Annotated in this window: 11 protein-coding genes; all 11 read left to right on the top strand. The window is 64.9% G+C overall.

Features of this window, described 5'->3' with window-relative positions; translation table 11 throughout:
• The first annotated feature begins 89 nt into the window (after positions 1-89).
• Positions 90-1,373: a phosphopyruvate hydratase gene (eno, locus tag IF803_RS41815; protein WP_028339707.1), complete on the top strand. Its 1,284-nt coding sequence runs from the start codon at positions 90-92 to the stop codon at positions 1,371-1,373.
• A 48-nt stretch (positions 1,374-1,421) separates the two neighbouring features.
• On the top strand, positions 1,422-2,558 hold the full coding sequence (locus tag IF803_RS41810; RefSeq protein ID WP_461196089.1) for a zinc-binding dehydrogenase: 1,137 nt from the start codon (positions 1,422-1,424) through the stop codon (positions 2,556-2,558).
• A 170-nt stretch (positions 2,559-2,728) separates the two neighbouring features.
• On the top strand, positions 2,729-3,280 hold the full coding sequence (locus tag IF803_RS41805; protein ID WP_028339709.1) for an NADPH-dependent FMN reductase: 552 nt from the start codon (positions 2,729-2,731) through the stop codon (positions 3,278-3,280).
• Between the two features lie 140 nt (positions 3,281-3,420).
• Entirely contained in the window at positions 3,421-3,735 is a 315-nt protein-coding gene (locus tag IF803_RS41800; RefSeq protein WP_028339710.1) for an FtsB family cell division protein, read from the top strand.
• A gap of 159 nt (positions 3,736-3,894) precedes the next feature.
• The gene (pdhA, locus tag IF803_RS41795; RefSeq protein WP_461196088.1) at positions 3,895-4,914 is read left to right on the top strand and encodes a pyruvate dehydrogenase (acetyl-transferring) E1 component subunit alpha; all 1,020 of its coding nucleotides are present in this window, start codon (positions 3,895-3,897) and stop codon (positions 4,912-4,914) included.
• A gap of 45 nt (positions 4,915-4,959) precedes the next feature.
• Entirely contained in the window at positions 4,960-6,366 is a 1,407-nt protein-coding gene (locus tag IF803_RS41790; protein ID WP_461196087.1) for a pyruvate dehydrogenase complex E1 component subunit beta, read from the top strand.
• Between the two features lie 5 nt (positions 6,367-6,371).
• Positions 6,372-6,677, top strand: coding sequence for a DUF5076 domain-containing protein (locus IF803_RS41785; RefSeq protein WP_018271806.1), 306 nt, complete (start codon positions 6,372-6,374; stop codon positions 6,675-6,677).
• A gap of 2 nt (positions 6,678-6,679) precedes the next feature.
• Complete coding sequence (locus tag IF803_RS41780) at positions 6,680-8,044, top strand: pyruvate dehydrogenase complex dihydrolipoamide acetyltransferase (RefSeq protein ID WP_461196086.1); 1,365 nt, start codon at positions 6,680-6,682, stop codon at positions 8,042-8,044.
• A 12-nt stretch (positions 8,045-8,056) separates the two neighbouring features.
• The gene (locus IF803_RS41775) at positions 8,057-8,233 is read left to right on the top strand and encodes a hypothetical protein (RefSeq protein ID WP_162832423.1); all 177 of its coding nucleotides are present in this window, start codon (positions 8,057-8,059) and stop codon (positions 8,231-8,233) included.
• Positions 8,234-8,476: a hypothetical protein gene (locus IF803_RS41770; RefSeq protein ID WP_461196085.1), complete on the top strand. Its 243-nt coding sequence runs from the start codon at positions 8,234-8,236 to the stop codon at positions 8,474-8,476.
• Positions 8,477-8,493: 17 nt separating this feature from the next.
• Positions 8,494-8,620, top strand: a 127-nt coding sequence (locus IF803_RS41765) for an FAD-dependent oxidoreductase (protein WP_461196090.1), incomplete at its 3' end; no start/stop codon positions are given.

The raw sequence follows: 8,620 nt of genomic DNA, 5'->3' as shown, positions 1-8,620 counted from the left end.
AGATGTGTATAAGAGACAGGTTCACATTTGCTTGCGCGCCGTGTATGACGCGGCGCATCAGCCAACCCCATATCGAGAAAGAGCACGTCATGACTGACATCGTCGACATCATCGGCCGCGAAATCCTTGATAGCCGTGGCAACCCCACGGTCGAGGTCGATGTGGTGCTGGAGGATGGGTCAATCGGTCGCGCGGCGGTGCCGTCGGGCGCGTCCACCGGCGCGCATGAGGCGGTGGAACTGCGTGACGGCGACAAGTCGCGTTACCTCGGCAAGGGCGTTGAGAAGGCGGTTGCCGCCGTCAACGGCGAGATCTTCGAGGCGCTCAGCGACCAGGCCGTCGAGGAGCAGGTCGCGATCGACCAGATCATGATCGAGCTCGACGGCACGCCGAACAAGAGCCGGCTCGGGGCCAACGCCATCCTCGGCGTCTCGCTGGCCTGCGCCAAGGCCGCCGCCGAATCCTTCGACATGCCGCTGTATCGTTATGTCGGCGGCACCTCGGCGCGGACGCTGCCGGTGCCGATGATGAACATCATCAATGGCGGCGTGCATGCCGACAACCCGATCGACTTCCAGGAATTCATGATCCTGCCGGTCGGCGCCACGTCGTTCGCCGAGGCGCTGCGTTGCGGTTCGGAAATCTTCCACACGCTGCGCGGCGAACTGAAGAAGGCCGGCCACAACACCAATGTCGGCGACGAGGGCGGCTTCGCGCCGAACCTGCCGTCGGCCGACGCCGCGCTTGAGTTCGTCATGAACGCAATCGGCAAGGCCGGCTACAAGGCGGGCGACGACGTCGTGCTCGGCCTCGACTGTGCCTCCACCGAATTCTTCAAGGAAGGCTCCTACGTCTATGGCGGCGAGAACAAGACCCGCTCGCGCTCCGAGCAGGTGAAGTATCTCGCCGATCTCGTCGGCCGCTATCCGATCGTCACCATCGAGGACGGCATGTCGGAGGACGACATGGACGGCTGGAAGGAACTGACGGATGCGATCGGCAAGAAGTGCCAGCTGGTCGGCGACGATCTGTTCGTCACCAACGTTACCCGGCTTGCCGACGGCATCAAGAACGGCCGCGCCAATTCAATCCTGGTCAAGGTCAACCAGATCGGCACGCTGACCGAGACGCTTGCGGCGATCGAGATGGCCTACAAGGCCGGCTACACCGCCGTGATGTCGCACCGCTCCGGCGAGACCGAGGATTCCACGATCGCCGATCTCGCGGTCGCCACCAATTGCGGGCAGATCAAGACCGGCTCGCTGGCACGCTCCGACCGCACCGCCAAGTACAACCAGCTGCTGCGCATCGAGCAGCAGCTCGGCACCCAGGCGAAATACGCGGGCAGGGCGGCCTTGAAGGCGCTGGCGTAGCGCCCCAACTTGATCGGGATCCAACAAACGCAAAAACGGGAGGTCGGGATGAGCGACGGCAAGAGCGGTCTGCAACTGCGTTCGCTGCTCAAGAAGAATGGCGAGCTCGAGATATCGCTGGTCAATGTCCCGACCCCCGAGCCCGGCCCCGACGAAGTCGTGGTCCGGGTCGAGGCGACCCCGATCAATCCGTCCGATCTCGGTCTTTTGATCGGCCCGGCCGACATGTCGGCCGCCAAGGTCTCCGGCAGCAAGGAATTGCCCGTGGTGAGCGCGCGCGTGCCGGAAACGGCATTGCCGGGCCTTGCCGCGCGGCTCGACGAGTCCATGCCGGTTGGCAATGAAGGCGCCGGCGTCGTGATCAGGACCGGTTCATCGGATGCGGCGAAAGCGCTGATGGGCCGCACCGTCGCGATGATCGGTGGCGCGATGTACGCGCAATACCGCACGCTGCGCGTCAACGAATGCCTGCCGCTGCCCGACGGCACCACGCCGGCGGAAGGCGCGTCCTGCTTCGTCAATCCGCTGACCGCGCTCGGCATGACCGAGACGATGCGGCGCGAGGGGCACAAGGCGCTGGTGCACACGGCGGCGGCGTCGAATCTCGGCCAGATGCTCAACAAGATCTGTCTCAAGGACGGCATCGGCCTCGTCAACATCGTGCGCAACAAGGAGCAGGCCGAGATCCTGCACAAGATCGGCGCCAAGCATGTCGTCGATTCCTCCGCGCCCGATTTCATGGACAAGCTCACCGGCGCGCTGGTCGAGACCGGCGCCACCATCGCCTTCGATGCGATCGGCGGCGGCAAGCTCGCGGGCCAGATCCTGGTCGCGATGGAGTCCGCGATCAACAAGACCGCCAAGGCCTACAGCCGCTACGGTTCGAACGTGCACAAGCAGGTCTATGTCTACGGCAGCCTCGACACCCGCTCGATCGAATTGCCGCGCGGCTTCGGCATGGCCTGGGGCGTCGGCGGCTGGCTGCTGTTCCCGTTCCTGATGAAGATCGGTCCGGAGGCCGGCAACAAGCTGCGCCAGCGCGTGGTGACCGAACTGAAGACGACTTTCGCCAGTCACTACACCAAGGTGGTCTCGTTGCAGGAGACCCTGCAGCTCGACAACATCGCCGTCTACAACAAGCGCGCGACCGGCGAGAAATTCCTGATCAACCCGAACAAGGGCTGAGGATCGAAAACGAAGGGCCGTCCCGACAGGGGCGGCCTTTTTGCTTTGCATAGACCAATTCGGCGAAACGCTGCGTTTCCGGAATTGAACGATCCATGCACTTGCATCTTTCTTGGTGCGCCGGTAGGTGAGGCCCACCAGTTTCACGCGCAACCCGAGGGGAATTTGCTATGGCCTATAACATCGTCACCATCGTCGGCAGCATCCGCAAGCAGAGCTTCTCGCTCAAGATCGCCAATGCGCTGGCCAAGCTTGCACCGGCGTCGCTGAAGCTCGATGTGACGACGCTTCAGGAAATTTCCTTCTTCAACCAGGACCTCGAGGCCGCGCCGCCGGCAGACTGGCTTGCCTTCCGCGAGAAGCTGCAGAAGTCGAACGGCGTGCTGTTCGTGACCCCCGAATACAACCGCTCGATCCCGGGCGTGCTGAAGAACGCGATCGACGTCGCCTCGCGGCCCTACGGCAAGAGCTCGTTCATCGGCAAGCCGATCGGCATCATCGGCAATTCGCCCGGACCGCTCGGCGGCGTTAGCGCGGTGAAGCACCTGCAGAACATCCTGCCGGGCATTTCCGGTCCGATCCTCGGTCAGCCGGAAGCCTATCTCAACGGCGTCGGCGATGCCTTCGACGACAACGGCGAACTGACCAAGGAGTCGCTCAAGGGCGTGCTGCAGCAGTACCTCGACGCCTTCGCGGCCTTTATCGAAAAGCAGAACCGCTGAGCAAGAGCCCCGTTCCGATTGAATCGGAACGGGACTCTGAACTTGCCTTGACGCGTTTTCTTCACGCGAACCGGCATCCACTTCGCTCGAAAACGCTCTGGTTCAGCGTTCGTTAACCCCATGGCCGCATGCTCGCGGCCATGGTTTCCCGCACACGCCTCAAATCGATTCTGACCGGGCTCGCCCTCTATACGCTGGCGGCGCTGATGGTCGGCTATTTCGGCGTCAACGCCTACACCGGCAAATACGGCTTGAACGCGCGGCAGGAACTCGATCAGGAGATCATCGCGCTGACCTCCGAGTTGGCGCGGCTGAAGAAGGAGCGGGCCGAGGGCGAGCAGCGGGTGTCGCTGTTGCGGTCGGACCGGGTCGATCCCGACATGCTGGACGAGCGTGCGCGCTTCCAGCTCGACTACGCCAATCCGCGTGATCTCGTTCGGATCAACAAGAACTGACGCGTTCTCAAATTTCAAAATCACTCGCGCGCTATCACAAAAATGTCGCGCTGCGCTGCAGTGCGGCATAGCAAAATTCCATCGGGCGAACGCAATCCTTCCAAGGCGATTTGAGTTGGGTTAGAGAGGGTTCTCCGACTTCTCTCACCCGGAATTGCCATGGCCGCACCCAAGAAAAGCGTCGCAAAAGAATCAGGGCAGGAGAAGGCCGGTTCTCCCCCCGAATTCACCAAGGAGCAGGAGCTCAAGGCACTGCGGGACATGCTCCTGATCCGGCGCTTCGAGGAGAAGGCCGGTCAACTCTACGGCATGGGCGCGATCGGCGGTTTCTGCCATCTCTATATCGGCCAGGAAGCGGTCGTGGTCGGCATGCAGATGGCGCTGAAGCCGGGCGACGAGGTCATAACCGGCTACCGGGACCACGGCCACATGCTGGCCTGCGACATGGAAGCCAAGGGCGTGATGGCCGAATTGACCGGACGCCGCGGCGGCTATTCCCGCGGCAAGGGTGGCTCCATGCACATGTTCAGCAAGGAGAAGCATTTCTACGGCGGTCACGGGATCGTGGGCGCGCAGGTCTCGCTCGGCACCGGCCTTGCGTTCGCCAACCGCTATCGCGGCAACGATAACGTCAGCGTGACCTATTTCGGCGACGGCGCGGCCAACCAGGGCCAGGTCTATGAAAGCTTCAACATGGCGGAGCTGTGGAAGCTGCCGGTGATCTACGTGATCGAGAACAACCGCTATGCGATGGGCACCTCGGTGTCGCGTGCATCGGCCCAGCAGGACTTCTCCAAGCGCGGCGCCTCCTTCAACATTCCGGGCAAGCAGGTCGACGGCATGGACGTGCGCGCGGTCAAGGCCGCCGCCGATGAGGCCGTGGCCTGGTGCCGCGGCGGCAACGGTCCGATGATTCTGGAGATGCAGACCTACCGCTACCGCGGCCACTCGATGTCCGATCCGGCCAAGTACCGCACGCGCGAGGAGGTCGAGAAGGTGCGTCACGACCAGGACCCGATCGAGCAGGTGCGCAACCGCTTGCTGGCCTCGGGCGTCAGCGAGCAGGAGCTGAAGGCGATCGACGCCCAGGTGCGCGAGATCGTCAACGAGGCCGCCGACTTCGCGCAGCACGATCCGGAGCCGGATCCGGCCGAGCTGTACACCGACATCTACCGCTGACCCCACCCGCGCAGACGAATTTCAAGACCGATTTCGGGAGCCGATATGCCCATTCAAGTGCTGATGCCTGCGCTGTCGCCCACCATGGAGAAGGGCAACCTCGCCAAATGGCTGAAAAAGGAAGGCGAGACCATCAAGTCCGGTGACGTCATCGCCGAGATCGAGACCGACAAGGCGACGATGGAGGTCGAGGCAACCGACGAGGGCACGCTCGGCAAGATCCTGATTCCGGAAGGCACCGCGGACGTTGCGGTGAACACGCCGATCGCCACCATTCTCGTCGACGGCGAAAGCGCCGCCGACCTCGCCAAGGCGCCGGCGGCACCAGCGCCGCAGCCGAAGGCCGCCGAGGCCGCGCCGGCCGAAGCCAAGGCGGATGCAAAGGCGGAAGCGCCGCAGCCCGCGGCGAAGGCACCGGCCGCGCCCGCGACCGAGCCGCTGCCTGATCCGGAAATCCCTGCGGGGACCGAGATGGTCACGCAGACCATTCGCGAAGCGCTGCGCGATGCGATGGCCGAGGAGATGCGCCGCGACGGCGACGTCTTCATCATGGGCGAGGAGGTCGCGGAATATCAGGGCGCCTACAAGGTGACGCAGGGCCTGTTGCAGGAATTCGGCGCCCGCCGCGTGATCGACACGCCGATCACCGAGCACGGCTTTGCCGGCGTCGGCGTCGGCGCGGCGATGGCGGGCTTGAAGCCGATCGTCGAGTTCATGACCTTCAACTTCGCCATGCAGGCGATCGACCAGATCATCAACTCCGCCGCCAAGACGCTCTATATGTCCGGCGGCCAGATGGGATGCTCGATCGTGTTCCGCGGCCCGAACGGCGCCGCCGCGCGCGTCGCCGCCCAGCACAGCCAGGACTACGCGGCGTGGTACTCGCAGATCCCGGGCCTCAAGGTGATCGCGCCGTATTCGGCCGCCGATTACAAGGGCCTGCTCAAGGCCGCGATCCGCGATCCCAATCCGGTGATCTTCCTCGAGAACGAGGTGCTGTACGGCCACACCGGCGAGGTGCCGAAGCTGGCTGATTTCGTGGTGCCGATCGGCAAGGCGCGGATTGCCCGCGCCGGCAACGACGTCACCATCGTCTCCTGGGCGATGGGCATGTCCTATGCGCTGAAGGCCGCCGACGAACTCGCCAAGGAAGGTATCGAGGCCGAGGTGGTCGATCTGCGCACCATCCGTCCGATGGACACCGAGACCGTCATCAACTCGGTGAAGAAGACCGGCCGCGCGGTCACGGTCGAGGAGGGCTGGCAGCAGAGCGGCGTCGGCTCCGAGGTCGCCGCGCGCATCATGGAGCACGCCTTCGACTATCTCGACGCGCCGGTGGCGCGCGTCTCCGGCAAGGACGTGCCGATGCCCTATGCCGCCAACCTCGAAAAGCTCGCTCTGCCCTCCGTCGCCGAGGTGGTCGCCGCCGCCAAGGCCGTATCCTACCGGTAACGCCGATGGCCGGTCCCAAGGAGCAGCCGCTGCCGCCTGACGTGATGGGCCGCGACGACGCCATCGAGGTGCTGCGCGCCTTCGTCGTCGATGGCGGCCTGTCGATCGCGTTCCAGCGCGCTTTCGAGGAGCCGGACATGTGGGGGCTCATGCTGGTCGACATCGCCCGTCACGCCGCGCGCGCCTATGCGCGCGAGAGCGAATACACCGAGGACGAGGCGCTCGCGCGCATCGTCGAGATGTTCGAAGCCGAAATCGCCCGGCCGACCGACATGGGCCAAACCAAACCGCGGTCGCAACAAGGTCACTGACAATGCCGATCAATATTCTCATGCCCGCGCTGTCGCCGACGATGGAAAAGGGCAACCTCGCCAAGTGGCTCAAGAAAGAGGGCGACAAGGTCAAGTCCGGCGACGTGATCGCGGAGATCGAGACCGACAAGGCGACGATGGAAGTCGAGGCGGTCGATGAAGGCACGATCGCCAAGATCCTGGTGCCCGAGGGCACCCAGGACGTGCCGGTCAACGACGTCATCGCGGTCATGGCCGGCGACGGCGAGGATGTGAAGGCGGCGGCCAGCGCCGGAGCAGGCGCCACACCGGCCGCGAAACCCGCCGAGGCGCCGAAGCCCGCTGCCCAGGCCGCGCCGGCGGCGGCTCCCGCACCGGCGGCAGCGCCTGCGCCGAAGCCGGCCGCAGCGCCCGCCGCGGCGCCTCAGGCCGCCGCACCCGCCGCGCAGGCCAACGGCCACGCCCGCGTGTTCTCTTCACCCCTGGCGCGCCGGTTGGCAAAGGAAGCCGGCATCGATCTCGCCCGCATCACCGGCACCGGCCCGCATGGCCGGGTCATCGCGCGCGACGTCGACGAGGCCAAATCCGGCAAGGGCCTGAAGGCGCCGGCGGCCGCGCCCGCCGCGGGACCGAGCATCGCGCCGTCGATGTCGGACAAGCAGATCCTCGCGCTGTTCGAGCCGGGCTCCTACGAGGTGGTGCCGCATGACGGCATGCGCCGCACCATCGCGCAGCGTCTCACCGCCTCGGTGCAGAACGTCCCACACTTCTATCTCACCATCGACTGCGACATCGGCAAGCTGCTCGCCGCGCGCGAGGAGATCAACGCCGCAGCGCCGAAGGACAAGGAGAAGAAGCCGCTCTACAAGATCTCGGTCAACGACTTCGTCATCAAGGCGATGGCGGTCGCGCTGCAGAAGATTCCGAACTGCAACGTCAGCTGGACCGAAGGCGGCATGCTCAAGCACAAGCATTCCGACGTCGGCGTCGCGGTGGCGATGCCGGGCGGCCTGATCACGCCGATCATCCGCAAGGCCGAGACCAAGACGCTCTCGACCATCTCCAACGAGATGAAGGATTTCGCCGCCCGCGCCCGCGCCCGCAAGCTGAAGCCGGAGGAATATCAGGGCGGCACCACCGCGGTCTCCAACCTCGGCATGTACGGCATCAACCACTTCACCGCCGTGATCAATCCGCCGCATGCCTCGATCCTCGCGGTCGGCACCTCGGAGGAGCGTCCAGTGGTGCGCGGCGGCAAGATCGAGATCGCGCACATGATGAGCGTGACCCTGTCGTGCGATCACCGCGCGATCGACGGCGCGCTCGGCGCCGAGCTGATCGGCGCCTTCAAGCAGCTGATCGAAAACCCCGTGATGATGATGGTGTGACGGGCATCCGCCATGTACGCGATCTACGGTCCGTACGTCCTGCTCGCGGCCGTCGCCGTCGCGTTGCTCGTTGCGGTCAACCGCGACCTGATATCGACGATCCAGTTCAGGATCATGATGATCGGCGCCGCGGTGCTGGCGCTGGCGTGGTCCGTGTTCCTCGGTGCGGTATGGCGGGAGTACGGATGAATGGCCGGCACGGCTCGCACGCGCTGGCCCTGGATCTCGCTGTTGCTGTCGGCCGCGCTGGTCTGCAATCCGGTCGGGTTCGATTTTCTGCACTCCGCGTTCTTCGCCGGCGAGCAGCTGGCGCGGAACATCGCCCAGCCGATCGTGCTGACGGCCCTGGCCATCATGGCCCTGGTGATCGGGCTCGAATGGCTGGTCAGGTCATTGATCGCAAGAAGCCGCGCCCGCGGCGCCACACGTTGAGTTGAACGGGAGCCGCCATGGCCGACACATCCTTTGACGTCATCATCATCGGCTCCGGCCCCGGCGGCTACGTGACCGCGATCCGCGCCGCGCAGCTCGGTTTCAAGACCTGTCTCTTATACACATCTGACGCTGCCGACGAAC

Source organism: Bradyrhizobium sp. UFLA06-06, assembly GCF_054820065.1.
This window is presented reverse-complemented; position numbering and strand designations above follow the sequence as displayed.